The organism is Streptomyces sp. NPDC017991 (assembly GCF_044328075.1).
Classification (GTDB): Bacteria; Actinomycetota; Actinomycetes; order Streptomycetales; family Streptomycetaceae; genus Streptomyces.
On the sequence record NZ_JBIRGP010000002.1, the window covers coordinates 578,806 to 604,932 of the forward strand.

General features: G+C 71.4%; 20 protein-coding genes. 11 read left to right on the forward strand and 9 right to left on the reverse strand.

Going from position 1 to position 26,127, the window contains the following annotated elements:
• Positions 1–8: 8 nt before the first annotated feature.
• From ACH4DZ_RS07080 to ACH4DZ_RS07090, 3 genes are all read right to left on the reverse strand, one after another.
• On the reverse strand, positions 9–2,279 hold the full coding sequence (locus ACH4DZ_RS07080; RefSeq protein WP_398285918.1) for an ATP-dependent RecD-like DNA helicase: 2,271 nt from the start codon (positions 2,277–2,279) through the stop codon (positions 9–11).
• Between the two features lie 91 nt (positions 2,280–2,370).
• Positions 2,371–3,546: a DUF4765 family protein gene (locus ACH4DZ_RS07085; RefSeq protein WP_398285919.1), complete on the reverse strand. Its 1,176-nt coding sequence runs from the start codon at positions 3,544–3,546 to the stop codon at positions 2,371–2,373.
• Positions 3,547–3,684: 138 nt separating this feature from the next.
• Positions 3,685–4,482, reverse strand: a complete 798-nt coding sequence (locus ACH4DZ_RS07090) for an SAM-dependent methyltransferase (RefSeq protein WP_398285920.1) — start codon at positions 4,480–4,482, stop codon at positions 3,685–3,687.
• Between the two features lie 374 nt (positions 4,483–4,856).
• Here ACH4DZ_RS07090 and ACH4DZ_RS07095 point away from each other — a divergent pair, with 374 nt between their 5' ends.
• From ACH4DZ_RS07095 to ACH4DZ_RS07120, 6 genes are all read left to right on the forward strand, one after another.
• Entirely contained in the window at positions 4,857–5,897 is a 1,041-nt protein-coding gene (locus ACH4DZ_RS07095; protein WP_398285921.1) for a LacI family DNA-binding transcriptional regulator, read from the forward strand.
• Complete coding sequence (locus ACH4DZ_RS07100) at positions 5,894–7,453, forward strand: sugar ABC transporter ATP-binding protein (protein ID WP_398285922.1); 1,560 nt, start codon at positions 5,894–5,896, stop codon at positions 7,451–7,453. Before ACH4DZ_RS07095 ends, ACH4DZ_RS07100 begins: the two co-directional genes overlap by 4 nt.
• The gene (locus ACH4DZ_RS07105) at positions 7,443–9,401 is read left to right on the forward strand and encodes a substrate-binding domain-containing protein (RefSeq protein WP_398285923.1); all 1,959 of its coding nucleotides are present in this window, start codon (positions 7,443–7,445) and stop codon (positions 9,399–9,401) included. The genes ACH4DZ_RS07100 and ACH4DZ_RS07105 overlap by 11 nt, the downstream gene beginning before the upstream one ends.
• A gap of 38 nt (positions 9,402–9,439) precedes the next feature.
• Positions 9,440–10,339, forward strand: coding sequence for a ribokinase (locus tag ACH4DZ_RS07110; RefSeq protein WP_398285924.1), 900 nt, complete (start codon positions 9,440–9,442; stop codon positions 10,337–10,339).
• A complete protein-coding gene (rbsD, locus tag ACH4DZ_RS07115) occupies positions 10,336–10,728 on the forward strand; it encodes a D-ribose pyranase (protein ID WP_398285925.1) in 393 nt (130 codons plus the stop codon). The genes ACH4DZ_RS07110 and rbsD overlap by 4 nt, the downstream gene beginning before the upstream one ends.
• A gap of 278 nt (positions 10,729–11,006) precedes the next feature.
• Positions 11,007–11,717 carry an AAA family ATPase gene (locus ACH4DZ_RS07120; protein ID WP_398285926.1) on the forward strand — a complete coding sequence of 237 codons (711 nt, stop codon included), beginning with the start codon at positions 11,007–11,009 and terminating at the stop codon, positions 11,715–11,717.
• Between the two features lie 89 nt (positions 11,718–11,806).
• On the opposite strand, the gene ACH4DZ_RS07125 is transcribed toward ACH4DZ_RS07120, so the two are convergent.
• From ACH4DZ_RS07125 to ACH4DZ_RS07135, 3 genes are read right to left on the reverse strand one after another with little or no spacing between them, the layout of a single operon-like run.
• A complete protein-coding gene (locus tag ACH4DZ_RS07125) occupies positions 11,807–12,604 on the reverse strand; it encodes a sugar phosphate isomerase/epimerase family protein (RefSeq protein ID WP_398286224.1) in 798 nt (265 codons plus the stop codon).
• A 53-nt stretch (positions 12,605–12,657) separates the two neighbouring features.
• Positions 12,658–13,836, reverse strand: a complete 1,179-nt coding sequence (locus tag ACH4DZ_RS07130; RefSeq protein WP_398285927.1) for a dihydrodipicolinate synthase family protein — start codon at positions 13,834–13,836, stop codon at positions 12,658–12,660.
• Positions 13,833–14,984 carry a Gfo/Idh/MocA family protein gene (locus tag ACH4DZ_RS07135; protein ID WP_398285928.1) on the reverse strand — a complete coding sequence of 384 codons (1,152 nt, stop codon included), beginning with the start codon at positions 14,982–14,984 and terminating at the stop codon, positions 13,833–13,835. Before ACH4DZ_RS07135 ends, ACH4DZ_RS07130 begins: the two co-directional genes overlap by 4 nt.
• A gap of 481 nt (positions 14,985–15,465) precedes the next feature.
• On the opposite strand from ACH4DZ_RS07135, the gene ACH4DZ_RS07140 reads away from it, so the two are divergent.
• Entirely contained in the window at positions 15,466–16,518 is a 1,053-nt protein-coding gene (locus ACH4DZ_RS07140; RefSeq protein ID WP_398285929.1) for a LacI family DNA-binding transcriptional regulator, read from the forward strand.
• 390 nt (positions 16,519–16,908) lie between these two features.
• On the opposite strand, the gene ACH4DZ_RS07145 is transcribed toward ACH4DZ_RS07140, so the two are convergent.
• Positions 16,909–17,745 carry an aldo/keto reductase gene (locus tag ACH4DZ_RS07145; protein ID WP_398286225.1) on the reverse strand — a complete coding sequence of 279 codons (837 nt, stop codon included), beginning with the start codon at positions 17,743–17,745 and terminating at the stop codon, positions 16,909–16,911.
• A gap of 33 nt (positions 17,746–17,778) precedes the next feature.
• Complete coding sequence (locus ACH4DZ_RS07150) at positions 17,779–19,281, reverse strand: oxidoreductase (RefSeq protein ID WP_398285930.1); 1,503 nt, start codon at positions 19,279–19,281, stop codon at positions 17,779–17,781.
• Between the two features lie 132 nt (positions 19,282–19,413).
• Here ACH4DZ_RS07150 and ACH4DZ_RS07155 point away from each other — a divergent pair, with 132 nt between their 5' ends.
• The 4 genes from ACH4DZ_RS07155 (at position 19,414) to ACH4DZ_RS07170 (ending at position 24,543) form a co-directional block, all read left to right on the forward strand.
• A complete protein-coding gene (locus tag ACH4DZ_RS07155; protein ID WP_398285931.1) occupies positions 19,414–20,352 on the forward strand; it encodes a GNAT family N-acetyltransferase in 939 nt (312 codons plus the stop codon).
• Between the two features lie 230 nt (positions 20,353–20,582).
• Complete coding sequence (locus ACH4DZ_RS07160) at positions 20,583–21,383, forward strand: sugar phosphate isomerase/epimerase family protein (protein WP_398285932.1); 801 nt, start codon at positions 20,583–20,585, stop codon at positions 21,381–21,383.
• Positions 21,384–21,815: 432 nt separating this feature from the next.
• Positions 21,816–23,624, forward strand: a complete 1,809-nt coding sequence (locus ACH4DZ_RS07165; RefSeq protein ID WP_398285933.1) for a glycoside hydrolase family 3 protein — start codon at positions 21,816–21,818, stop codon at positions 23,622–23,624.
• A 289-nt stretch (positions 23,625–23,913) separates the two neighbouring features.
• Positions 23,914–24,543: a hypothetical protein gene (locus tag ACH4DZ_RS07170; RefSeq protein WP_398286226.1), complete on the forward strand. Its 630-nt coding sequence runs from the start codon at positions 23,914–23,916 to the stop codon at positions 24,541–24,543.
• Between the two features lie 64 nt (positions 24,544–24,607).
• Here the strand turns inward: ACH4DZ_RS07170 and ACH4DZ_RS07175 are convergent, their stop codons facing one another.
• Entirely contained in the window at positions 24,608–26,059 is a 1,452-nt protein-coding gene (locus tag ACH4DZ_RS07175) for a S28 family serine protease (RefSeq protein ID WP_398285934.1), read from the reverse strand.
• Between the last annotated feature and the right edge of the window lie 68 nt (positions 26,060–26,127).

The following is a 26,127-nucleotide window of genomic DNA, read 5'->3' on the forward strand; positions in this document are numbered from 1 at the left end:
GGCCGGGCTCATACGGGGAGGCGTGTGCCGGCCAGGCGGAACGCCAGAGCCGTGCAGCGGCGGCCGGCCGACACCGTGCGGACCGCCTGCCCCAGGGCCTTCCGCGACCCCACCAGCACCACCAGCCGCTTCGCGCGCGTGACCGCCGTGTAGAGGAGGTTGCGCTGCAGCATCATCCACGCCCCCGTCGTCACCGGAATGACAACGGCGGGGTACTCACTGCCCTGCGAGCGGTGGATCGTCACCGCGTACGCGTGCGCCAGCTCATCCAGCTCGTCGAACTCGTACGGCACCTCCTCGTCCTCGTCCGTCAGCACCGTCAGCCGCTGATCGTCGAGGTTGAGGGAAGTCACCACCCCCACCGTGCCGTTGAAGACCCCGTTCTCGCCCTTCTCGTAGTTGTTGCGGATCTGCGTGACCTTGTCGCCGACCCGGAAGACCCGCCCGCCGAACCGCTTCTCGGGGAGGTCGGGGCGGGCCGGCGTGACGGCCTGCTGGAGCAGTCCGTTGAGCGCGGCGGCCCCCGCGGGCCCCCGGTGCATCGGCGCCAGCACCTGCACGTCACGCCGCGGATCGAGCCCGAACTTCGCCGGAATGCGCCGCGCCGCCACATCCACCGTGAGCCGCCCCGCCTCCTCCGTCTCGTCCTCCACGAAGAGGAAGAAGTCCTTGAGGTTCTCGGTGACCGGCTGCTGTCCCGCGTTGATCCGGTGGGCGTTCATCACCACACCCGACTGCTGGGCCTGCCGGAAGACCCGCGTCAGACGGACCGCCGGCACCGGGCCGCCCTCCGCCAGCAGATCCCGCAGCACCTCGCCCGCCCCGACGCTCGGCAACTGGTCCACGTCCCCCACGAACAGCAGGTGCGCACCCGGCGGTACCGCCTTCACCAGCTTGTTGGCCAGCAGCAGGTCCAGCATCGACGCCTCGTCCACGACGACCAGGTCGGCGTCCAGCGGACGGTCCCTGTCGTAGGCCGCGTCGCCCCCGGGCCGCAGCTCCAGGAGGCGGTGCACGGTCGAGGCCTCCGCCCCGGTGAGTTCGGCGAGCCGCTTGGCGGCCCGGCCGGTCGGGGCCGCGAGGACCACCTTCGCCTTCTTCGCGCGGGCCAGCTCCACGATCGACCGGACCGTGAAGGACTTGCCGCAGCCGGGCCCGCCCGTGAGCACCGCGACCTTCTCGGTGAGCGCGAGCCGCACGGCCTGCTCCTGCTCGGGCGCCAACTCCGTCCCCGTACGCCCCTTGAGCCACGCCAGGGCCTTGTCCCAGACCACGTCCCCGAACCCCGGCATCCGGTCCTCCCCGGTGCGCAGGAGCCTCAACAACTGCGCCGACAGGGACAGTTCGGCCCGGTGGAAGGGGACGAGGTAGACGGCCGTCACCGGTTCCCCGCCGTCCAGGCCCGGCACCCGCTCCCGTACGACCCCCGGGTCCTCGCCCTCCTCGGCCGGGGCCGCCAGCTCTGCCAGGCACTCGATGACCAGGCCCGTGTCCACCTGGAGCAGCTTCACCGCGTCCGCGATCAGCCGCTCCTCCGGGAGGAAGCAGTGGCCCTGGTCGCTGGACTGCGAAAGGGCGTACTGCAGACCCGCCTTCACCCGCTCCGGGCTGTCGTGCGGGATGCCCACGGACTGGGCGATCTTGTCGGCGGTGAGGAAGCCGATGCCCCAGACGTCGGACGCCAGGCGGTAGGGCTGGTTCTTCACGACCGAGATCGACGCGTCGCCGTACTTCTTGTAGATGCGCACCGCGATGGACGTGGACACCTCGACGGTCTGGAGGAAGAGCATGACCTCCTTGATCGCCTTCTGTTCCTCCCAGGCCTCGGCGATCTTCTTGGTGCGCTTGGGGCCGAGCCCCGGCACCTCGATGAGCCGCTTCGGCTCCTCCTCGATGATCTGGAGCGTGTCCAGGCCGAAGTGCGTGGTGATGCGGTCGGCGAAGACCGGCCCGATGCCCTTGACCAGGCCGGACCCGAGATAGCGGCGGATGCCCTGGACGGTGGCGGGCAGCACGGTCGTGTAGTTCTCGACGGTGAACTGCTTCCCGTACTGCTGATGGGAGCCCCAACGGCCCTCCATCCGCAGGGACTCCCCCACCTGGGCGCCGAGCAGCGCGCCGACGACCGTGAGGAGATCACCACCGCCGCGACCGGTGTCGACACGCGCGACCGTGTACCCGTTCTCCTCGTTGGCGTACGTGATCCGCTCCAGGACACCTTCGAGGACCGCGAGATTCCGCGCCCCGCTCTCCGCCTGCGTCCCCGCCTGATTGGGCATGATCAGACGCTACCGCTCGGGACTGACAGCGCGGGTACGGGCCGGTCGTCGGCGCTGCCCGTTCACCGAGGACGACGGACGGGCCGTCGGTTCAAGACGCGTTCCCGTGGCGCCTGGGAGACCTTCCACGCGTGCGGTCGACGACGTCCACCACCGTGAGCGGCGCCTTGGGGTTCGCGATCCAGCCCTCCTCGCTGGTACTGCCCTTCGAGAGGTACTTCGCCGCGATGTACACGACCACCAGCACGTTCTTGTAACTGAAGCCTTCGGCGACCCCCGGATTCGTCGTGAACTCCGGGAGCTGACCTCCATGGCCCACCTGGGACTGGCTGCTCTCATGGTCCGGGGCCGCGACACTGCTGTCGGCCGTCCTGCCTCCCGCGCTCCCCTTGCTCATCATTTGGTTGGCCTTGGACGCCGTGGTACCGCGCCAGAGATAGACACCGCTTTCGGACTGCTGCTCCACCATGGAGGCGACGGTGCTGTAGGACGTGGGATACGTCAGGTTCTGCGCCACGGTGTCGAAGTTGTCTTCGTCCGAGTCGTAGTTGTCGCTGTCCGGGTCCCGATCCGTTTTGGTGGTCGCGTACTGAGCCCGCTGCACGGACGTCTCCCCGCCGGCCGACGTCGTGGTCGCCTCGTCCGACCGCGCCCGCTGGACGCTGGGGACGGGCTGGGACATGACGCGGGCGGCGTTGGCCTCGGCGGCCTTCTCGAAACGGTCGCTCGGGTCGCTGACCTTCACGCCATCGGCCCCGACGGTTCCGTCGACCGGGCCCGAGCGCTGCTGGATCACGTGCGTGAGCTCATGGGCCAGGGTCGTGTCGTCGACACCGCCCTGCCCGACGACGACGTGATTGCCCGAGGTCCAGGCCGTGGCGCCGAGTTCGGCGGTGGAACGCTGGGCCACCGTGTCGGAGTGCACCCGGACGTTCGAGAAGTCGGCTCCCAGCCGGGCTTCCATCTCCACCCGCTTGCCGGATTCGAGCGGAGTTCCGGCGGAACGCAGGACCTCGTCGGCCATGGAACGCTGCACCGACTGGTGCCCGCAGCCGTCGCCGTGCTCGTGCTTCTCCGCGGAGCGCTCCGCCGCCAGCATCTGCACCACGGCGGCGTTGCCCACGGCGCGCTGCAGGGCTGGGATGTCGGCGGCGGACCGGTGGCCCGCCGCACCGGCGGCGAGTGGCGTCCGGGACGCCGCCTTGGGCCGCGGCTTCGACGGGTTCCCGTGGGCGTGCTGTGTATCGGTCTGTTCGCTGTGACGCATCGCTGAGCCCTCTCGGCAATTTTCGCGGTACTCAACCATGCTCGGCGGGGGTGTGAAACCACCTGGCCCGAACTCTGCACTCCCGTACAGGGTTCTTGCCTCTGCAGGCACTCACGGGCCCCGGCGGAGCACGGTGGTTCAGCCTGTCTTGCGTGCCACGCCCCCGTAGAAGCCGATCTCGCCCGATCTGGGCGGCGGCGAGGTGTCCGGCCGCCAGAACGGGGCCTGGGCCAGGCCGGGTTCGACCAGTTCGAAGCCGTCGAAGAGGCGCTCGATCTCGGCTCGGGACCGCAGATTCAGTGTGGCGGTGGCCTTGCTGTAGACGGCCTGTGCGTCGCTGCGATCGGCGAAGTCGCCCGTGGCGTGCGAGAGCACCAGGAAGCTCCCGGCCGGCAGCGCGTCGCGCAGCGTGGCGACGATCCGCCCGGGCTCCTCCGCGTCGGTGAGGAAGTGGATGATGGCGACGAGGAGTACGGCGACGGGCTCGTCGAAGTCGATGACCCGGCGGACGTCGGGGTGGTCCACGACGGCCCGCGGGTCGCGCAGGTCCGCGAGCACGATGCTGTTCACGCCGGAACCGCTGAGCAGCGCTCCGGCGTGTGCGCTCACGATCGGATCGTTGTCGACGTAGGCGACCCGCACGTCCGGCGTCAGCTCGCGGGCGATCTCGTGCACGTTCGGCGAGGTGGGCAGCCCGGTGCCGATGTCGAGTATCTGGCGGACGCCACTGCCGACGACGTACCGGACGGCACGCCGCAGGAAGGCGCGGTTGGCCCGCAGCCCGATCCGCACCTCGGGTGCGACGGCGGCGAGCGCGTCGCCGGCCCGCTGGTCCACCTCGTAGTTGTCCTTGCCGCCCAGCAGGTAGTCGTAGATCCGCGCGGGGTGCGGCCTGCTGGTGTCGATCTCCTCGGCACGGAAGCCGTCCTGACTCACGCTGCGCTCCTCTCGACCGCCGACCACCAAGGCGCGTTGCCTGCGTACGGTTGACGCCAGCCTTCCACACCAACTCCGTTGTGTACGAACCCAGTTGCCCGGCCGGCCCGGCTAGGAAGCCGTCTTCAGCGCTTCGAGGAAGGCCGCGTAGGCCGGACGCAGCGACTCGCGCCCCGCGAGCAGCCGGTCCACCGTCCTGTCGCCCGCCCCCACCGCCCCACAGACGGCACCCGCACCTGCACCCCCTCCACCCACCCCCTTCATCACGATCCGGTCTCAAGGGGTTGTCTACTTCGATGTAATCGATTCCAATCGCATCAGCATCACGCATGTAATCGTTTCCACAAGATGATCCACAAGGAGGTGGAGCGTCGATGGCGAGCATCAAGGACGTCGCCGCCGAGGCGGGTGTCTCCGTCGCCACGGTGTCGCGGGTCCTGAACGACCACCCCTCGGTGAGCGCGGACGCCCGTACCCGCGTACTGGCCGCCGTCGACGCGCTGGGCTACCGCCCGAACGCCGTCGCCCGTTCCCTGCGCACCGACCAGACCCACACCCTCGGCCTGGTCATCAGCGACGTACTGAACCCCTACTTCACCGAGCTGGCCCGCTCCGTCGAGGAGGAGGCCCGCGCCCTCGGCTACAGCGTCATCATCGGCAACGCCGACGAGCGGCCCGACCTGCAGGACCATCACGTCCGTACGCTCCTCGACCGCCGTATCGACGGCCTCCTCGTGTCCCCCACGGACGGCGGCTCCCCGCTGATGCTGGACGCCGCCCGCTCGGGGACCCCGATGGTCTTCGTCGACCGGTGGATACCGGGCGTGGAGGTGCCCGTGGTGCGGGCCGACGGACGCGCCGCCGTACGCGATCTCGTCGCCCACCTGCACGGCCTCGGTCACCGCAGGCTCGCGATCATCGCGGGCCCGGCCGCCACCACCACCGGCAGCGAGCGCGTCGACGCCTTCCGGGACGCCCTGCGCGAGTACGGGCTGCCGCTGCCCGACGCGTACATAGGGCAGGGCGACTTCCAGGCCGCCAGCGGACGGCGGGCCACCGAGGAGTTCCTCGACCTCGCCGAGCCGCCCGAGGTCGTCTTCGCGGCCGACAACCTGATGGCCCTGGGCGCCCTGGACGCCGTACGGGCGCGTGGACTGCGCGTGCCCGACGACATCGCGCTCGCCGCGTTCGACGACATCGCGTGGTTCGTGCACACCGATCCGCCGATCACGGCGATCGCCCAGCCGACCCCCGAGCTGGGCCGGGCCGCCGTACGCGCCGTGGTCGACCGGATCGAGGGACGGCCCCCGCAGTCGGTGACCCTCCCCGCCACTCTCGTCGTCCGCCGCTCGTGCGGCGAACCGCCCGCCATGGACAGCACGCCCGTGAACGTCATTCAAAGGAGCAACCCGTGAGCAGCAGCCCGGACGAGTTGCTGCGTATCGAAGGGATACGCAAGACCTTCCCCGGTGTGGTCGCGCTCGACAGCGTCGACTTCGACCTGCGCCGCGGCGAGGTGCACGTACTGCTCGGTGAGAACGGTGCCGGCAAGAGCACCCTCATCAAGATGCTGTCCGGCGCCTACCGGCCCGACGCCGGGAAGATCGTGGTCGACGGCGAGAAGGTCCGCATCCACGGCGCGCAGGACGCCGCGCGCCTCGGGATCGCGACCATCTACCAGGAGTTCAACCTGGTCCCCGACCTCACCGTCGCCGAGAACATCTTCCTGGGCCGCCAGCCGCGCCGCCTCGGGATGATCGACCGGAAGAGGATGGAGGCCGACGCCGCCGTGCTCCTGGAGCGGGTCGGCGTCGACGTCTCGCCCCGCGCGCGGGTCCGCGAACTCGGCATCGCCCGGCTCCAGATGGTCGAGATCGCGAAGGCGCTGAGTCTGGACGCCCGCGTGCTGATCATGGACGAGCCGACCGCGGTGCTCACCTCCGGAGAGGTGGAGAAGCTCTTCGCCATCGTGCGCAAGCTGCGCGAGGACGGCGTGGGCATCGTCTTCATCACCCACCACCTGGAGGAGATCGCCGACCTCGGCGACCGGGTCACCGTCATCCGGGACGGCCGGAGCGTCGGCCAGGTCCCCGCGTCCACGCCCGAGGACGATCTCGTACGCATGATGGTGGGCCGCTCCATCGAGCTGCAGTATCCGCGCGAACGGACCGACGCCGGCACCGCGTTGCTCACCGTGGAAGGGCTCACCAGGAACGGTGTCTTCCACGACGTCAGCTTCGAGGTGCGGGCCGGTGAGGTCGTCGGTATCGCGGGCCTCGTGGGAGCGGGCCGCACCGAGGTCGTCCGGGCGGTCTTCGGGGCCGACCCGTACGACAAGGGCTCCGTCGCGGTCGCCGGTGAACGGCTGCCGCGGCACGACGTCAACGCGGCGATGACCGCCGGGATCGGGCTCGTCCCCGAGGACCGCAAGGGCCAGGGCCTGCTGCTCGACGCCTCCGTGGAGGAGAACCTCGGGCTCGTCACCCTGCGGGCGGCGACCCACGGCGGGCTCGTCGATCTCAAGGGGCAGCGGACGGCCGCCGCGAGGATCGCCGAGCAGCTGGGCGTACGGATGGCCGGGCTCGGCCAGCACGTGCGCACGCTCTCCGGCGGCAACCAGCAGAAGGTCGTCATCGGCAAGTGGCTGCTCGCCGACACCAAGGTGCTGATCCTCGACGAGCCGACCCGCGGCATCGACGTGGGCGCCAAGGTCGAGATCTACCAGCTGGTCAATGAACTGACAGCCGCCGGGCACGCCGTCCTGATGATCTCCAGTGATCTGCCCGAGGTGCTCGGTATGAGCGACCGGGTGCTGGTGATGGCCCAGGGGCGGATCGCCGGCGAACTCTCCGCCGACGAGGCGACCCAGGACTCCGTGATGGCCCTCGCCGTCAGCACACCCACAACACCCATGACGAGCAACACCGACACCGACTCTGCTACCTCCGGGGAGGGCTCCCGTGGCCACTGACACGCTCAAGAGCACAACGGGCGCCGGTGGCGCCCCGGGCGGCCTGCGCCGGCTCCTGCTCGACAACGGCGCGCTCACCGCGCTCATCATCCTCGTCATCGCGATGTCGGCCCTGTCCGGCGACTTCCTGACGACGGACAACCTGCTCAACATCGGCGTCCAGGCGGCCGTGACCGCCATCCTCGCCTTCGGTGTGACCTTCGTGATCGTCTCGGCGGGCATCGACCTGTCCGTCGGTTCCGTCGCCGCCCTGTCGGCCACCGTCCTCGCCTGGACGGCGACTTCGGAGGGCGTACCGGTCTGGATCGCGGTGATCCTCGCGATCGCCACCGGCATAGCCTGCGGACTGGTCAACGGCGTCCTGATCTCGTACGGGAAGCTGCCGCCGTTCATCGCGACGCTCGCCATGCTGTCGGTGGGCCGCGGTCTGTCCCTGGTGATCTCGCAGGGCTCCCCGATCGCCTTCCCCGAGTCGGTCTCCCACCTGGGCGACACGCTCGGCGGCTGGCTGCCGGTCCCGGTCCTCGTGATGATCGTCCTGGGCCTGGTCACGGCCGTGATCCTCGGGCGTACGTACATCGGGCGCTCCATGTACGCGATCGGCGGCAACGAGGAGGCGGCGCGCCTGTCCGGGCTGCGGGTGAGGCGGCAGAAGCTCGCCATCTACGCGCTCTCCGGACTCTTCGCCGCCGCCGCGGGCATCGTGCTCGCCTCCCGGCTGTCCTCCGCACAGCCCCAGGCCGCGCAGGGGTACGAGCTGGACGCGATCGCCGCGGTCGTCATCGGCGGCGCCTCCCTCGCGGGCGGCACCGGCAAGGCGTCCGGGACGCTGATCGGCGCGCTGATCCTCGCGGTGCTGCGCAACGGCCTCAACCTCCTCTCCGTGTCGGCGTTCTGGCAGCAGGTCGTCATCGGTGTGGTCATCGCGCTGGCGGTGCTGCTCGACACCGTGCGCCGCAAGGCCGGGGCGACCCCGGTGACGTCCGGTGCCGGGGGCGCGGCGGGCAGGAAGGGCCCCCAGGTGGTCAAGTACGGGCTCGCCGTCGTCCTGGTGGCGGCGGTCGTGGGAGGCCTGAGCATCTTCAACAACGGCTCGTCGTCTTCCGAGAAGCCGAAGGTCGGCCTGTCCCTCTCCACCCTGAACAACCCCTTCTTCGTACAGATCAAGGCGGGTGCGCAGGCCGAGGCGAAGAGGCTCGGGGCCGATCTGACCGTCACGGACGCGCAGAACGACGCCTCGCAGCAGGCCAACCAGCTGCAGAACTTCACCAGCGAGGGCGTCGACTCGATCATCGTCAACCCGGTGGACTCGGACGCGGCGGGCCCCTCGGTGCGCTCCGCGAACAAGTCCGACATCCCCGTCGTCGGCGTCGACCGCGGCGTCAACAAGGCGAAGACCGCCGCGCTCGTGGCCTCCGACAACATCGCGGGCGGCAAGCTCGGCGCCAAGGCGCTCGCCGAGAAGCTGGGCGGCAAGGGGAAGATCGTCATCCTGCAGGGCCAGGCCGGCACCTCCGCCAGCCGTGAGCGCGGCGCGGGCTTCGCCGAGGGTCTGAAGGCCTACCCGGGCATCCAGGTCGTCGCCAAGCAGCCCGCCGACTTCGACCGTACGAAGGGGCTCGACGTGATGACGAACCTGCTCCAGGCCCACCCGGACGTGCAGGGCGTCTTCGCCGAGAACGACGAGATGGCGCTCGGCGCGATCAAGGCGCTCGGCTCCAAGGCCGGGAAGTCGGTTCAGGTCATCGGCTTCGACGGCACGCCGGACGGGCTGAAGGCCGTCGCGGACGGCACGATGTACGCCTCCGTGGCACAGCAGCCGAAGGAACTCGGCAGGATCGCCGTGGAGAACGCGCTGCGGGCGGCCGACGGCAAGAAGACCGAGCAGACGGTGAAGGTCCCGGTGAAGGTGGTCACGTCGAAGAACGTGGCCGACTTCACCGGCTGACACCGAACGCCCTACCGCGCATCCCTAGGAGTCAGTTCATGTTCGAGTACGACCTGCTGGTCGTCGGGTCGGCCAACGCCGATCTGGTCATCGGTGTCGAGCGGCGGCCGGGCGCCGGGGAGACCGTGCTCGGCTCCGACCTGGCCCTGCACCCCGGCGGGAAGGGCGCCAACCAGGCTGTCGCCGCCGCCCGGCTGGGGGCGCGTACGGCGCTCCTCGCCCGGGTCGGCGACGACGCGCACGGCCGGCTGCTGCTCGACTCGCAGCGGGCGGCCGGGGTCGACACGTCCGGGGTCCTCGTCGGCGGCGCGCCCACCGGGGTCGCGCTCATCACGGTGGACCCGTCCGGCGACAACAGCATCGTGGTGTCGCCGGGCGCGAACGGCCGTCTCACCCCGGACGACATCCGCGAGGCATCGGCCCTCCTCGCCGCCTCCAAGGTCGTCTCGACACAGTTGGAGATCCCGCTGGAGACGGTCGAGGAGGTCGTACGAGGTCTGCGCCCCGGCGCCCGCTTCGTCCTGAACCCGTCCCCGCCGCGGGAGTTGCCCGCGGCGGTCCTCTCCGCCTGCGACCCGCTGATCGTGAACGAGCACGAGGCGCGGGTGGTGCTCGGCGCGGACGCGGGCGCGACGCCCGAGGAGTGGGCCGGGGCGCTGCTCGCGCTCGGCCCGCGTTCGGTGGTCGTCACCCTCGGCGAGGAGGGCGCGCTGGTCGCCGACGCGTCGGGCACCACCCGGGTCCCGGCCGTCGAGGTGAGCGCCGTGGACACGACCGGCGCGGGCGACTCCTTCACCGCGGCGCTGGCCTGGCGCCTCGGCGCCGGGGAGTCCCTCGCGGACTCGGCGGCGTACGCGGCCCGCGTGGGCGCCGTCGCCGTCACCCGCCAGGGCGCGCAGGCGTCCTTCCCCACCGCCGAGGAGGTCGCGGCCGTATGAAGAAGTCCGGAATCCTGAACCGCCACCTCGCGGGCGCGACGGCCGAACTGGGCCACGGCGACGGCGTCCTGATCTGCGACGCGGGCATGCCGATCCCGGCCGGTCCGCGGGTGGTGGACCTGGCGTTCCGCGCCGGGGTGCCGTCCTTCCAGGAGGTCCTGGAGGGGCTCCTGGAGGAGCTGATGGTGGAAGGCGCGACGGCGGCGACGGAGGTACGGGAGTCGAACCCGGCGGCCTCAGCCCTCCTGACCGCCCACTTCCCGACCACGCTGACCCACGTCTCCCACGAGGACCTGAAGACCCTCTCGGCGGACGCCCACCTGATCGTACGAACGGGCGAGGCCCGCCCGTACGCGAACGTGCTGCTGCGGTGCGGGGTGTTCTTCTAGCGACGAGCCGTTCCCGGAACACTTCGTGCCGGACATATCTCGTGCCGGACATATTTCGAGGGGCCCGGTCCGTCGACCGGGCCCCTCGGTTCCCCTCCCCCAGATCAGAACCCCCGCGATCCCCCCGGATCCCCCTCCAAAGGTTCTGATGCCACGTACGACCCGCGAAGTGGGGGGAGGGTTGCACGGTTGCTTGAGATATTTCTGAGCTTTTTTCGGGCCGGGGCGGATGCCCTTGGGGCACGTACGCCGTCCGGGTCCTGGGCGACACTTGTCCGGTGATTGTCGAACGCGCGTATGCCCACCTCGCCTCGTACGACGAGGACGTCTGGCCCTGGTCCGTGCCCTGCGTCCGGCAGCTGATCGAGGAGGGGCTGCGGTTCACCGCGCCGGTGACCTTTCTGGTCGGGGAGAACGGCTCGGGGAAGTCGACCCTGGTCGAGGCGCTGGCGGAAGGCTTCGGGCTGGACTCCTACGGCGGCTCCCACGACTGGCGCTACGCCTCCCCGCGGGGCAAGTCGGCGCTCGGCGAGCGGATGCGGTTCGACGCGGCCCCGCGCGGGCGCCGTATGGCCACCAGCTGGGCGGCCCGCAAGGGCTTCTTCCTGCGGGCCGAGACGGCGCTGGACGCCCTGGGCAGGGAGGGGCTGTCGCCGGACTCGGTCAGCCACGGCGAGGGCTTTCTCGCCGCGTTCCGCGGAAAGTTCCTGCACACCGGGCTGTATGTCCTCGACGAGCCGGAGGCCGCGCTCTCCTTCTCCTCGTGCCTCGAACTGATCGGGCACATCGACCGGTTGGCCAAGGAGGGCGGCCAGGTCATCTGTGCCACGCACTCACCCCTGCTGACCGCCCTGCCGGGCGCGGACATCGTCGAGGTCGGCGAGCACGGCCTGCGGAGGGTCGCCTGGCGGGAGCTCGGCGTCGTGGATCACTGGCGCCGCTATCTCGCCGACCCGCACGCCTATCTGCGGCACATCGTCGAATCGTAGGGACGGACACGGACCGGAGACCTGCGCCGGGCCCGCGCCGTACGGTGGCGCGGGCCCGCGAGCGTCGTGAGGTGTTCCCGCCGGACCCCTCAGGCCGCGTGTGCCACGAAACGTGCCGCCGTCTCCGCGAGGACCTCGCGGCCGTCGCGGGCCCACAGGCCGTCGTTGAACAGCTCGACCTCGATGGGGCCCGTGTAGCCCGCCGCCTCGACGTACGCCCTCCACTCGCGCATGTCGACCGAGCCGTCGCCGAGCTGACCGCGGCCGTTGAGGACGCCCTCGGGCAGCGGGGTCGTCCAGTCGGCGAGCTGGAAGGTGTGGATGCGTCCGCCGGCGCCCGCGCGCGCGATCTGCTCGGGGGCCCGGTCGTCCCACCAGATGTGGTACGTGTCGACCGTCACGCCGACCTGGTTGGCGGGGAAGCGTTCCGCGAGGTCCAGGGCCTGGGTGAGTGTGGAGACCACGCAGCGGTCGGCGGCGTACATCGGGTGCAGCGGTTCGATGGCGAGCCGCACCCCGCGCTCCTCGGCGTACGGGCCCAGTTCGCCCAGTGCGTCCGCGATCCGCTCCCGGGCGCCGTGCAGGTCCTTGGAGCCCGCCGGGAGACCGCCCGAGACCAGGACGAGCGTGTCCGTGCCGAGGGTGGCCGCCTCGTCGACCGCCAGGCGGTTGTCGTCGAGAGCCTTCGCGCGCTCGGCCGGGTCGATCGCCGTGAGGAAGCCGCCCCTGCAGAGAGTGGTGACGGCCAGGCCTGCCTCGCGGACCAGCTTGGCCGTCTCCTCCAGGCCGTACGACTGGACGGGTGCCCGCCACAGGCCCACGCCCGGGACGCCCAACTCGGCGCAGGCGTCGACCAGTTCCGGCATCGACAGCTGCTTGACCGTCATCTGGTTGATGCTGAAGCGGGAGAGGTCCGCCGCGGCCGTCGGGGCGCTCGGGGTCACTGGTTCACTCCGTACAGGGAGAGCAGGTTCTTCATGCGGGTCTCGGCCAGTGCCGGGTCGGGGAACAGGCCCAGGCCGTCGGCGAGTTCGTACGCGCGGGCGAGGTGCGGCAGTGAGCGGGCCGACTGGAGGCCGCCGACCATCGTGAAGTGGGACTGGTGGCCCGCGAGCCAGGCCAGGAACACCACACCCGTCTTGTAGAAGCGGGTCGGGGTCTGGAAGAGGTGGCGGGAGAGTTCGACGGTGGGGTCGAGGAGCGAGCGGAAGCCGCGTACGTCACCTGTGTCCAGGACGCGTACCGCCTCGGCCGCCAGCGGACCCAGCGGGTCGAAGATGCCGAGCAGGGCGTGGCTGAAGCCCTGGTCGTCGCCCGCGATCAGCTCGGGGTAGTTGAAGTCGTCGCCGGTGTAGCAGCGCACCCCGTCGGGGAGCTTGCGGCGCAGGTCGATCTCCCGCCGGGCGTCCAGGAGCGAGACCTTGATGCCGTCGATCTTGTCCGGGTGGGCGGCGATGACCTCCAGGAAGGTGCTGGTGGCCGCGTCCAGGTCGGTGCTGCCCCAGTAGCCCTCAAGGGCCGGGTCGAACATCGGGCCCAGCCAGTGCAGGACCACCGGTTCGGCGGCCTGGCGCAGCAGGTGGCCGTAGACCTCCAGATAGTCCTCGGGGCCCTTGGCGACGGCGGCCAGCGCGCGGGAGGCCATCAGGATGGCCTGCGAGCCGGACTCCTCGACAAGGGCCAGCTGCTCCTCGTACGCCGCCCGCACCTCGTCCAGGCCGTACGGGTAGCCGGCCTCGGTGCCGGCCAGTTGGTCGGTGCCGACACCGCAGGCGATCAGGCCGCCGACCGACTTCGCCTCGGCCGACGAGCGGCGGATCAGCTCGGCCGCCCCCGCCCAGTCGAGGCCCATGCCCCGTTGTGCGGTGTCCATCGCCTCGGCGACACCGAGTCCGTGGGACCACAGATGGCGGCGGAAGGCGAGGGTGGCGTCCCAGTCGACGGCGGCGGGCGAGTCGGGCGACACATCGGCGTACGGGTCGGCGACCACGTGCGCCGCCGAGAAGACCGTACGAGCGACGAAGGGGGCGCCGGTGGTGACGGGGAGGGGCTCGGCGCGGGGGGTGTAGGTGCGCAACCTGCCGTCGGCGCCCGGGAGTTGGATTCTTCCGTGCGTCACAGGGAGATCTCCGGGACGTCGAAGCGGCGGCCCTCGGCGGAGGACTTCAGGCCCAGCTCGGCGAGCTGGACGCCGCGGGCGCCGGCCAGGAGGTCCCAGTGGTAGGGGGCGTCGGCGTAGACGTGCCGCAGGAACAGCTCCCACTGGGCCTTGAAGCCGTTGTCGAACTCGGCGTTGTCGGGCACCTCCTGCCACTGGTCGCGGAAGACCTCGGTGGCGGGGATGTCCGGGTTCCAGACCGGCTTGGGGGTCGCGGACCGGTGCTGGACACGGCAGTTGCGCAGTCCGGCGACGGCCGAGCCCTCGGTGCCGTCGACCTGGAACTCGACGAGTTCGTCGCGGTTGACGCGGACCGCCCAGGAGGAGTTGATCTGGGCGATCGCGCCGCCGTCGAGTTCGAAGACACCGTAGGCGGCGTCGTCGGCGGTGGCGTCGTAGGGCTTGTTCTGCTCGTCCCAGCGCTGCGGGATGTGCGTGGCGGTGAGCGCCTGGACCGACTTCACGCGGCCGAACAGCTCGTGCAGCACGTACTCCCAGTGCGGGAACATGTCGACGACGATGCCGCCGCCGTCCTCGGTCCGGTAGTTCCACGAGGGGCGCTGGGCGGACTGCCAGTCGCCCTCGAAGACCCAGTAGCCGAACTCGCCGCGGATGGACAGGACGCGGCCGAAGAAGCCGCCGTCGATGAGCCGCTTCAGCTTGAGCAGTCCGGGGAGGAAGAGCTTGTCCTGGACGACGCCGTGCTTGATGCCGGCCTCGCCGGCCTGCCGGGCCAGTGCGAGGGCTCCGTCGAGGCCGGTCGCGGTCGGCTTCTCCGTGTAGATGTGCTTGCCGGCCGCGATCGCCTTCGTGAGCGCCTCCTCGCGGGCCGAGGTGACCTGCGCGTCGAAGTAGATGTCGATGGTCGGGTCGGCGAGGACGGCGTCGAGGTCGGTGGACCAGTGCTCGATGCCGTGCTGGTCGGCGAGCGCCTTCAGGGCGTGCTCGCGGCGGCCGACGAGGACCGGTTCGGGCCACAGGACGTCACCGTCGCCGAGGTCGAGGCCGCCCTGTTCGCGCAGAGCGAGGATCGAGCGGACGAGGTGCTGGCGGTAGCCCATGCGTCCCGTCACGCCGTTCATGGCGATGCGCACCGTCTTGCGTGTCACGTCATTCCTTTCGTACGCATTCCGCGCCGTGTACGAGCCGCGTACGAACTGGCGAACGTCGCAGCAAGCGCTTTCTATGTAAGAAGAAGCTAGCCTCTGTGCAGCGGATCGGACAAGACCGCGGGGGTGGTGAGTTGTTCGAGGGGGCGAACGCGGGGGGTGTGTGGCGGGGCCGTAGGGGTGCGTGGCGCGGGCCGTAGGGTCGTGCGGCGTCCTGGCCGGACGTAAGGTCTGCACCACTCGTCCGCACGATTCGGGTGACTTTCGGCCAGGGCTGTCGGGGCTGTGAGGGCTGCCTGGGCTGTCGGGGCTGTCGGGGCTGTCGGGGCTGGGCTTCGTACCGGACGGTGGCAGTGGCGGCGGTTGGCAGCGGCGGCAGCGGCGATGGCGATGGCGATGGCTTCGACGGCGACAGCGGGCCGGCACTGGAGCAGTGCGGCTCTGAGGACGATGACGAGATGCGCGACCGGAGGACTTCGAGATGACGGTGACCCTGGCGGACGTGGCGGCCCGCGCGCAGGTCTCGCCCGCGACGGTGTCGCGCGTGCTGAACGGGAACTACCCCGTGGCGGCCTCCACCCGTGAACGGGTGCTGCGGGCCGTGGACGACTTGGACTACGTACTGAACGGCCCCGCGAGCGCGCTCGCCGCGGCCACCTCCGACCTGGTCGGGATCCTGGTCAACGACATCGCCGACCCGTTCTTCGGGATCATGGCGGGGGCGATCCAGTCCGAGATCGGGGGTCCCGGGGGCCGGGCGGGCGGGGAGCGGCTCGCCGTCGTGTGCAACACCGGCGGCTCTCCGGAGCGCGAACTCACCTACCTCACGCTCCTGCAGCGGCAGCGCGCCGCCGCGGTGGTGCTGACCGGTGGGGCCGTGGAGAACACCGCGCACGCGACGGCCGTGGCGACGAAGCTGCGCAAGCTCGGTGAGGCGGGGACGCGGGTGGTGCTGTGCGGACGGCCGCCCGCGCCGGCGGACACCGACGCGGTGGCCCTCACCTTCGACAACCGGGGTGGTGGCCGGCAGCTGACCGAACATCTGATCGGACTCGGGCACCGGCGTATGGGGTACATCGCGGGGCCGGAGGAGCGGACGACCACGCGGCACCGTCTGGAGGGGCACCGGGACGCGCTCGCCGCGCACGGCATCGCGGACGATCCCGCGCGGACGGTTCTTGGGCGGTACGACCGGCGGGCGGGGTACGAGGCGACGATCGAACTCCTCCGCCGCGAACCGGACTTGACGGCTGTCGTGGCCGCCAATGACACGGTGGCGCTGGGGGCGTGTGCGGCGCTGCGGGACTCGGGTCTGCGCATTCCGGACGACGTGTCGGTCGTCGGCTTCGACGACCTGCCGTTCAGCATCGACGCGGTGCCTGCGCTGACGACCGTGCGGTTGCCGCTGGCTGACGCGGGGGCGCGGGCGGGGCGGATCGCCATGGGGCGGGAGGAGGTTCCGCCTGGGGGGATCGCGATGATTCGGGGGGAGTTGATGGTGCGGGGGTCTACGGGGGTGCCGAAGGGGGGTTAGGGGGTGGGGGTTGAGGGGGGTGGGGGTTGAGGGGGTGCTCCGGCTGCGGGCCGGTGGGGGCTGGTCGCGCCGTTCCCCGCGCCCCTGGGTGAGTGGGGGTTCGGGCGGTTCGTCGGCTGCGGGACGTGCGTGCCTGAGCGCGCCGTTCCCCGCGCCCCTGGGTAGGTGGGGGGTTCGGGCGGTTCGTTGGCTGCGGGGCGTGCGTGGGGGTGAGCGGGCTGTTTTTCGCGCTTCTGGAAGGCGAACCCGGTGCTCGCTCGATGCCACTACCTCCAGTGGGGCGGGACCCGGCAGGGGCGCGGGGAACTGCGCGGCCAGCCACGACGGGCCCGCGGATGTGAACCCGGCCGGGAGGAGGCGCCCTCCCCCGGGCGCGAGGAGCGTCGGGTGTCAGTGGTGTTCGGAGAGGGCGTTCAAGCGGGCGCGCTGGGACGGGGTCAGCGTGAGGGCAGCAGCCGCCACGTTCTCCTCCAGGTGGGCGATCCCGGCCGTGCCCGGGATCGGCAGCACGACCGGCGCACGGCCGAGCAGCCAGGCGAGCGCCACCTGCGTGGGCGTCGCCCCGAGTTCCGCCGCCACCTCGGCGACCACGGCCTCGTCGCCCGACGCACCCCACGCCACCGGCCGCCACGGCAGGAACGCGATGCCCGCCGCCGCGCACGCCTCCAGCACGGGCTCGTGCTCACGGTCGAGCAGGTTGTACCGGTTCTGTACGCTCGCGATGTCGACGACCTCCCTGGCCAGACCCAGTTCGCCGACGGTGACCTCGGACAGCCCGACCCGGCCCACCTTGCCCGCCTCCACCAGCTCCCGCAGTACGCCGAGTTGCTCGGCGAGCGGGATCGCGGGGTCGACGCGGTGCAACTGGAGCAGCTCGACCCGTTCGACCCGGAGCCTGCGCAGGGCCTGCTCGACCTGCGCCCGCAGGACCTCGGGGCGGCCGTTCAGCTCCCACTCCCCCGAGGACTCGGAGCGCACGACCCCGACCTTGGTGGTGACGAGCAGCCCCTCCGCGTAGGGGTGAAGGGCCTCGGCGAGCAGTTCCTCGTTGGCTCCCCCTCCGTACATGTGCGCGGTGTCGATCAGCGTCACGCCCAGCTCGACCGCCCGCCGGGCGACGGCGACGGCCCCCTCGCGTGCCGTGGCGGGCTCTGTGGGCAGATGCATGGCCCCGAACCCGAGGCGGCGCACCTCCAGATCCCCTCCGATACGGAACGTGCCCGGCACAGTCGTCACTACGGCCCCTCTCGACGGTCTCACTCAACTCTTGCTCAGGGAGCGGGTGACGCCCGCGACCACCGCCGTGGTCAGCAGCCAGCCCGCGGCGATCAGCGCGTACGAGAGTCCCATGACGCCCGGATCGTCCCAGTGCCAGGCGCCGCGCTGGCCGAACCCGCCGATCGGGATTAGCAGGTCCAGTGTGTAGGCCAGGGCGCTGAACGGCGGTCCCTCGCCCTCCTTGTTCGGGGTGGGGGTGTGGGCCCTGAAGACCAGCGTCCCGATCAGTGACAGCAGGATCAGCCAGCCGCCCGCCCGCCAGGGGCGGTAGCCGTAGCCGACCGTGGCGTCGAAGACGCGGCCCCAGATCCGGGCGACGGGGTGGAGGGTGCCGCGCCGGTGCCGCTGCTTCTGCAGCAGCACGAGGCGGGCGTCGTCGTCATGGCCGATGAGGCGGTACCAGCCGGCGAGTTGCTCGTACGGCTGCGGGCTGTAGCCGGGCGAGCGGCGGATCCACTCGACCCTGCGGGCCGCCCCGACGCGTTCGCCGGGTCCGGCGGGCGGCGCGTCGTCCGCGTGCAGGGAGGTGTAGGCGAGGCCCTCCAGCCGCAGGCGTGCGGTCCGGCCGGTCTCGTTGTCGCGCAGGACCTCGACGCGTGCGCTGCGCAGGTCGATGCCGCCGGGCGGGGCGGTCGCGGGCGTGAGATCGAGCTCGGCCACCTGCAGCCGGGCGAGGTCCAGGGCGGCGCCCGGTTCACCGAGGGCCGCGCCCCGCAGTGACAGCCGGTTGGTGATGTGCGCGCCGCGCAGCCGGACGGTACCGGAGGTGCTGAACCCGTCGGTCAGCTCCAGGTTCGTGACGGTGGCGGTGTCGGCGATCAGCGCCTCGCCCTCCGGGTTCTCCAGCCGCGCCCCGTCGAGGAACAGGCCGCCGGACAGCTGGGCCCCCAGCAGCCGCAGCCCTCCCCTCGCGGTGAACCCTCCGCGGCAGAAGACCGCGCCCTCCGCGACGAGCCCGCCGGCGAACAGGGCCCACTTGCCGTCGGCCTCCAGCGTCGCCCCGGTGAGCACCAGCTCCCCGGAGACATGGGCGTTGGTGAGCGCGAGCCGGCCGCCGCGCAGGGTCGTTCCGCGCAGGTCGAAGCGGCCTTCGATACGGGCCATCTGCGCGTTGATGTCCAGCACGTGGCAGTGCGTCATCCGGATCGTCCGGGTGGCGCTGCCCCGCAGGTTCACGGCCTCCTCCAGCCTGCACAACGCGAGGTGGACCGTGTGGGCGATGTCCCCGCCCGCCAGGTCCAGCCGGCCGACGACGCGCGCGCCCGCGAGGTTCAGGGCCGCGACGGCTCCCGGCCGGACGGAGTTCGCCCCCAGCAGCAGGGCGGCCAGGACCTCGGCCCTGACCGTGCGCTCCGGGCCCCACGCCCGCCCGCCGACGGCGTCGTCCTCCTCGGGAGCCCCGCTGCGCAGGTCCACGAGCCGGCCCTCGGGAAAGGCATCCCAGACGGCACGTTCCGGAGGCGTCAGATCGTCGTACTGCAGCACCTCGGAAGGCTATCCGGGCCGTGCTGCCGGAAACCGGCGAAAGCGGTGTCGAAAACCGCCACCGGAAGGCGTAACCTCTGACTGAGTCAGCAATCTCTCCGTGCCGTCGCTGTGAGACAGGTGCCACGTGCCATGACCGTTCAGGAGATCCGCGCCTTCAACCGCTTCTACACCAACCTCATCGGCGCACTGGACTACAGCCGCCGACTCCACGCGCCGTACACGCTCACGGAGTCCCGCGTGCTGTACGAACTGGCCCGGTCCCCCCATACGGACACCGCCGACCTCCGTACCGAACTCTCCCTGGACTCCGGCTACTTGAGCAGACTGCTGGCGAACTTCGAGAAGGACGGACTGGTCGAGCGGGCGCCTTCCGAGAAGGACACCCGGCGCCGCAGGGTCACGCTCACGGCCCGTGGACGAGGAACCGCCGACCTGCTGGACGAGCGCTCACGGGACTCGGTCGGCTCGCTGCTGGCGACCGTGCCGCCCGAGGACCGGACCCGGCTCGCCGAGGCGATGCGGGACATCCGCGAGATCTTCTCCGCCTCGCGGCGCCGGCCCCCGCGCCGCGAGGACGTCCTGCTGCGCGAGCCCCGCCCGGGCGACCTCGGCTGGATCGTGCAGCGCAACGCGGCGCTCTACACCGCCGAGTACGGCTGGAACGCGGACTACGAAGGGCTGGTCGCCCGGATCGTCGCCGACTTCGCCGAGGACCACGACCCGCACCTGGAGCGGGTCTGGATCGCGGAGCTGGACGGCCGCCAGGTGGGCAGCGTGATGTGCGTACGGGACGAGGCACCCGGCGCCGCCCGGCTGCGCCTGCTGCTCGTCGAGCCGGACGCGCGCGGCCTCGGCATCGGCGACCGGCTGGTGGGCGCCTGCGTCGAGTTCGCCCGGGGCGTCGGCTACCGGGAGATGGTCCTGTGGACGAACGACGTCCTGTCCTCCGCCCGCCGCATCTACCAGCGGCACGGTTTCGTCCTCGTCGACGAGAGACCGCACCGCTCCTTCGGCGCCGATCTCGTCGGCCAGGACTGGCGGCTGGACCTGCTCGGCACACAGGAGTGACACGGACGGGAGAGACGCGGACGGGAGAGACGCGGACGGAAGTGACACGGCCGGAAGTGACGCGGAAGTCACGCGGAAGTGAGAGAACGCGAGCGGCGGGTAGGGTCCGTTTCGTGCTGTGCCGTGCTGTCCCGGGGCCTCCCGGGACTCCCGGCCGGAACGACCCGCGGACATCCCCGCGCCCGTGGTCCTGACTCGCCCGACTCGATCGACAGCGAAGGTGCGATCTCGTGAAACTGGCCTTCTCCACCCTCGGTGTACCCGGACTCCCGATCAGCGACGTGGTGCGGCTCGCCACCACCCACGGCTATCACGGCGTCGAGTTGCGTACGCATCCCGAGGAGCCCGTGCACACCGGTCTCGACCTCACCGCACGGGCCGACATGGCCGCCGAGTTCAAGACGGCGGGCGTCGAGATCCTGGGCCTGGCCGGGTACGCGCGGGTGGCGGCGCCGGGCGACGACGAGCCCGTGCTCGCGGAGATCCGCGAACTTCTCGGCCTGGCGCGGGACCTGGGCGCCCCCTTCGTCCGGGTCTTCCCCGGCGGCGGCTCCGAGCAGGCCCCCGAGGAGGCCGACGCGACGGCCGCCCGCCGACTGGGCACGGCGGCCGAGTACGCGGCCGACCTCGGTGTACGGATCCTGCTGGAGACCCACGACTCGCACCGCACCGGCGCCGACGCGATCCGCGTCCTCGGGCCCGTCGGGCACCGGCAGGCGGGGGTCCTCTGGGACGTCATGCACACCTGGCTCGGCGGCGAGCAGCCCTCGGCCAGTTATGCGGCGCTGTCGCCGTTCCTCGGCTATGTCCAGGTCAAGGACATCGCGTCCGCGGACGACACGACTCCGCTGGCGCTCGGGGCGGGGGTGCTGCCGCTCACCGAGTGCGTCGATCTGCTCTCGCGCGAGGGGTGGGACGGGTGGCTGTGCTGGGAGTACGAGAAGCGGTGGTACGAGTCGGCTGCGCCGCTGGAGGGGTTGTTGGGGGCGGGCCACGACTATCTCTCCCGGCTGCTCAACGACGCGGCGTAGCGGGGCCGCGGGCCGCGGGTTTGAGCCGGGACGGCTCTGCCGGTGGCCGGGTGCGGGTCCGCCATGGCCGATCGCGCAGTTCCCCGCGCCCCCAAAAGATTGCGCCGTTCCCCGCGCCCCTGAAAGCGTCCGTCGTCGGGTGCGGGTCCGTTGTGGTTGCTCGCGCAGTTCCCCGCGCCCCCTTTTAGGGGCGCGGGGAACTGCGCGATCTTTTACGCCCGCCCCCGCCGGGCCGCAGGGCGGTGTCGGCCTCGCTGCCGGTGGCGGCCCCTCGTCCGGCACCCACCCGCGCCGCGCCTGTCCGCGCTCTTGACTGGCAGTTATTTCCCGGATATCCGTGACTCCTTGGCAGTTTTCTTCAAGGATCCCCGCAAGGATTCGTTCCTGCTCGCCCCTCCACGGGCCCCCGGGCCCTCTCCGGAAGGAGCGCACGTGCACACCTCCAGACGTACGCTGCTCGCGGCCACCGCGGGCGCGGCGGCGGCCGTCGCCGCCGGCACCTCCGCGCAGGCCGACGCCACGACCGCGAAACCCGACGACAAGCGGCTGCGCGCCCTCGTCTCCCGTATGACACTCGAAGAGAAGGTCGGGCAGCTCTTCGTGATGCGGGTGTACGGGCACTCCGCGACCGCGCCCGACCAGGCCGACATCGACGCCAACCTCGCGGAGATCGGCGTACGGACGGCCGCCGAGCTGATCGCGAAGTACCGGGTCGGCGGGATCATCTACTTCGGGTGGGCGCACAACACCCGCGAACCGCACCAGATCGCGGACCTGAGCAACGGCATCCAGAAGGCCTCGCTCGCACAGCCCCGCGGCCTGCCCGTGCTCATCTCCACCGACCAGGAGCACGGAATAGTGGCACGGGTGGGCACGCCCGCGACGCTCTTCCCCGGCGCGATGGCCCTGGGCGCGGGTGGTTCGCGTACCGACGCCCGCACCGCCGGGCGCATCGGCGGCGCCGAACTGCGCGCGATGGGCATCCTCCAAGACTACGCCCCGGTCGCCGACGTGAACGTGAACCCGGCCAACCCGGTCATCGGCGTACGCTCCTTCGGCGCCGACCCCCAAGCCGTGGCGGGCCTGGTCGCCGCCCAGGTGAAGGGCTATCAGGGGGCCGGGGTCGCGGCCACCTCCAAGCACTTCCCGGGGCACGGCGACACCGAGACCGACAGCCACTACGGCTTCCCGGTCATCGAGCACACCGAGGCGCAGTGGGCCGAGCTGGACGCGCCCCCGTTCAAGGCCGCGATCGCCGCCGGCATCGACTCGATCATGACCGCGCACATCATGGTCCCGGCGCTCGACCCGGCCGGTGACCCGGCCACCCTCTCGCGCCCGATCCTCACCGGCATCCTGCGCGAACGGCTCGGCTACGACGGGGTCGTGGTGACGGACTCGCTCGGCATGGAGGGCGTGCGCACGAAGTACGGCGACGACCGGGTGCCCGTACTCGCCCTGCAGGCCGGTGTCGACCAGCTCCTCAACCCCCCGAAGCTGGACATCGCCTGGAACGCGGTCCTCCAGGCGGTCCGCGGCGGCGAGCTGACGGAGGCCCGCCTCGACGAATCGATCCTGCGCGTCCTGCGGCTGAAGGCGAAGCTCGGGCTGCTGAAGGACCCGTACGTCACGGGGCGGGGGGTCGATCGTACGGTCGGGATCCCTTCCCATCTCAAGGCCGCCGACCGTATCGCCGAGCGGACGACGACTCTGCTCGTCAACTCCGGCGGGCTGCTGCCGCTGTCACGGCGTACGCACACGAAGGTGCTCGTCGTCGGCGCCGATCCGGCCTCGCCGTCCGGCACCACGGGCCCGCCCACGACCGTCCTGGCGAACGCGCTCACCGAGCTGGGGTTCACCCCGACCGTGCTGTCCACGGGCACGGCGCCCTCGGCCGCGACCATCGCGAAGGCCGTCGCGGCGGCCCAGGACGCGGACGCTGTCCTGGTGGGGACGTACAACGTCACCGCCGCCTCCGGTCAGCGCGCCCTCGTGAACCAACTGCTCGCCACGGGCCGCCCGGTGGTCGCGCTCGCCATCCGCAACCCGTACGACGTGGCTCAACTGCCCGACGTCAGGGCCTACTTGGCGTCGTACTCGTGGACCGACGTCGAGCTGCGCGCCGCGGTACGGGTGCTCGCCGGGCGGGTCGGTCCGCGCGGCAGGCTGCCGGTCCCGGTGCAGCGCGCGGACGATCCGGCGGTGGTGCTCTATCCCGTGGGACACGGCCTGACGTACTGAGGTCCCCGCACAGGGGCGCGCGCCCCGGCCAGGCGTACCCGGCCTACGACGTGCGCCCCTCCCCGCATCCCCAAGTGACGCAATGCGCCCCGTACGCCTGGCGGGGCCCGCCCCGGCGGGTCACGCTGGGCCGGGGATGATCGGGGGAGGTGCCATGCGCGACGCGCGGGGCGCGGGCGCACACCGCGCGGGACCCGTCGGCACGACGGCGCTGAGAGTCACACAGCTGAGAGACACACGGCTGACACGCACACGACTGCCACTCACACGGCTGCTGTGCGCGCTGCTGATGCTCGTGGCGGCGGTGGCTCTCGCGGGGTGCCGGCAGCTGTCCGGGGCCGACGGCGACGGCGACGGTGACGCGCGGCGGACGACTCCCGCTCCGGTCCCGACCCGGGCCTCGGGGTACGGGGTGGTGTTCCTCGGGACCGACGAGTGCAGTTCGTTCGGGCGCGAGTCGTTCACCGAGGTGCCGTGCACCGGCGAGAGGGCGGCGGCGCGCGTGATCGCGCGGCACGACGACAGGGCGGGCGCGGGCCGGCCCTGCCCCGCCACCACGGACTTCGTGCTGCACATCAGCGAGCGGAGGCCCTCCGCCGACGAGGACGGCGACGGCGCGGTCCCGCAGGGGTACGCCTGTATGCGCAACCTGGAGCCCCCGCACCCGGGTGACCCGGGCGGCGGCGGAGGCCCCCGCACGATCGTCGGCGACTGCGTCTACAGCGCGGGGGCGGCCGAGGTCCGCGAGACCTCGTGCGACGGCACGAGCGGCGGCACGAACGAAGGCACGAGCGGCGGCAGGGCCCCCGAGTACAAGGTGACCGAGGCCGTGGAGCGACGCTCCGACTGCCCCGCGTCCACCGAGCTGTACGTCCAGCTCGGCGGACCGGAGCCGGTGGGCTGCGCCCGCCCGTCGTAGCCCGGGGACTCCGTGTCCCGGGGCCGGACGGGCGGACGCGGCACCGAATCCGCGAACGGAACCGCTACGGGCGGAGCTGGCGCTCGACCGTGCGCTTGTCCAGCTTCGAGTCGTACTTGGCCAGCGGCTTCGCCTTCTCCGGGTCCGCCTGGACCGCGGCCGTGGCGACACCCGCCCACTTGAGGATGCGGGCCGTGGCGAGCGCCTTCTGGTCGGGGACGAGACCCGCGACGTTGGCGCCGTGGTTCAGGCCCGGGGCCGTGAAGACGTACGAGTCACGGGCGCCCTTGCCGAGGCGGAACGGCTCGGCGCCCCACGGGTCGTTCTGCCCGTACACGAACAGCATCCGGTTCGCGTTGTGCTTGACCCAGGAGTCGACGCTGCGCATCACGCCGGGCTGGAACTTCATCGTGATGTCGCGCGGCACGAAGTTCCGCGGCGGCTGGTAGCCGTAGCGGATGTACTTCTTCTCGATGTGCGGGAAGACGATCGTCGGCGCACCGAGCTGCGTGCCCGCCTGGTAGTAGTACGGCGTGTAGGGCGACAGGCCCTGGTCCGTGTAGAACGAGAAGCCGGAGATCGTGTCGATCGACGTCCAGATCTCGTCGTCCGTGGCGTTCTTCGCGTTCGCCGGGATCGTGTCGCAGTCGGCGAGCAGGCTGTACTGCCAGAAGCCCCACACGTAGTCGAGGACGACCGCCTCGTACGCCCGGTCCAGGCTGCCGATGGTGTTGAAGGTGTAGCCCTCGGCGGCGGCCACGTCCTTGTACTTCTTCTCCAGCGCCGTACGGCGGACGAGCGCCTCGCGCTGCACCGCGTTCAGCCGGGTGCGGCACTCCTTGGTGCCGACCTTCGCGAAGAACCGGTCGTACGCCGAGTCCTCCTTGTTCACCACGTCGTTGGGAGCGACGTACGCGACGACGCCGTCCATGTCACGCGGGTAGAAGCGCTCGAAGTAGGTGGCGGTCATGCCGCCCTTCGAACCGCCGGTGGAGACCCACTTCTTGTCGTAGACGGGCTTGAGGGCCTTGAAGATGCGGTGCTGGTCGCTGGCCGCCTGCCAGATGTCGAGCTTCGACCAGTCGGCCGGCGCGGGCCGGGACGGAGTGAAGTAGCGGTACTCCATCGAGACCTGGTTGCCGTCCACGATCTGGGTCGGCTCGCGGCGGCTCGGCGTCGTGGAGACGTTGTAGCCGCCGGTGTAGAAGACCGTCGGGCGGGCGGTGTCCTTGTGCAGCACGGTGATGCGCTGCTGGAAGGTGCCCTTGGACGGGTGCCGGTGGTCGACCGGCTGGGTGTAGTTGAGGACGAAGAAGCGGTATCCCGTGTAGGGCTTCTCCTCGATCAGGCTCATGCCCGGTATCGCGAGGAGGCGGTCCTTGATGTCCGCCGACTCGTCCGTGACGAGGTTGGTTGCGGTGGCGGCGTCCGGCTGGGCGGCGGTGGCCGCCCCGGCCGTGCTCGCGGTGCCTATGAGCACCACGAGAGACAACAGCCATCTGAGCGTCTTGCGCATGCGTTCTCCCCTGAATACGCAGATGTCCGCCGGAACTTAGCTCAGCAACAGCTGCCACACCAGGGGAT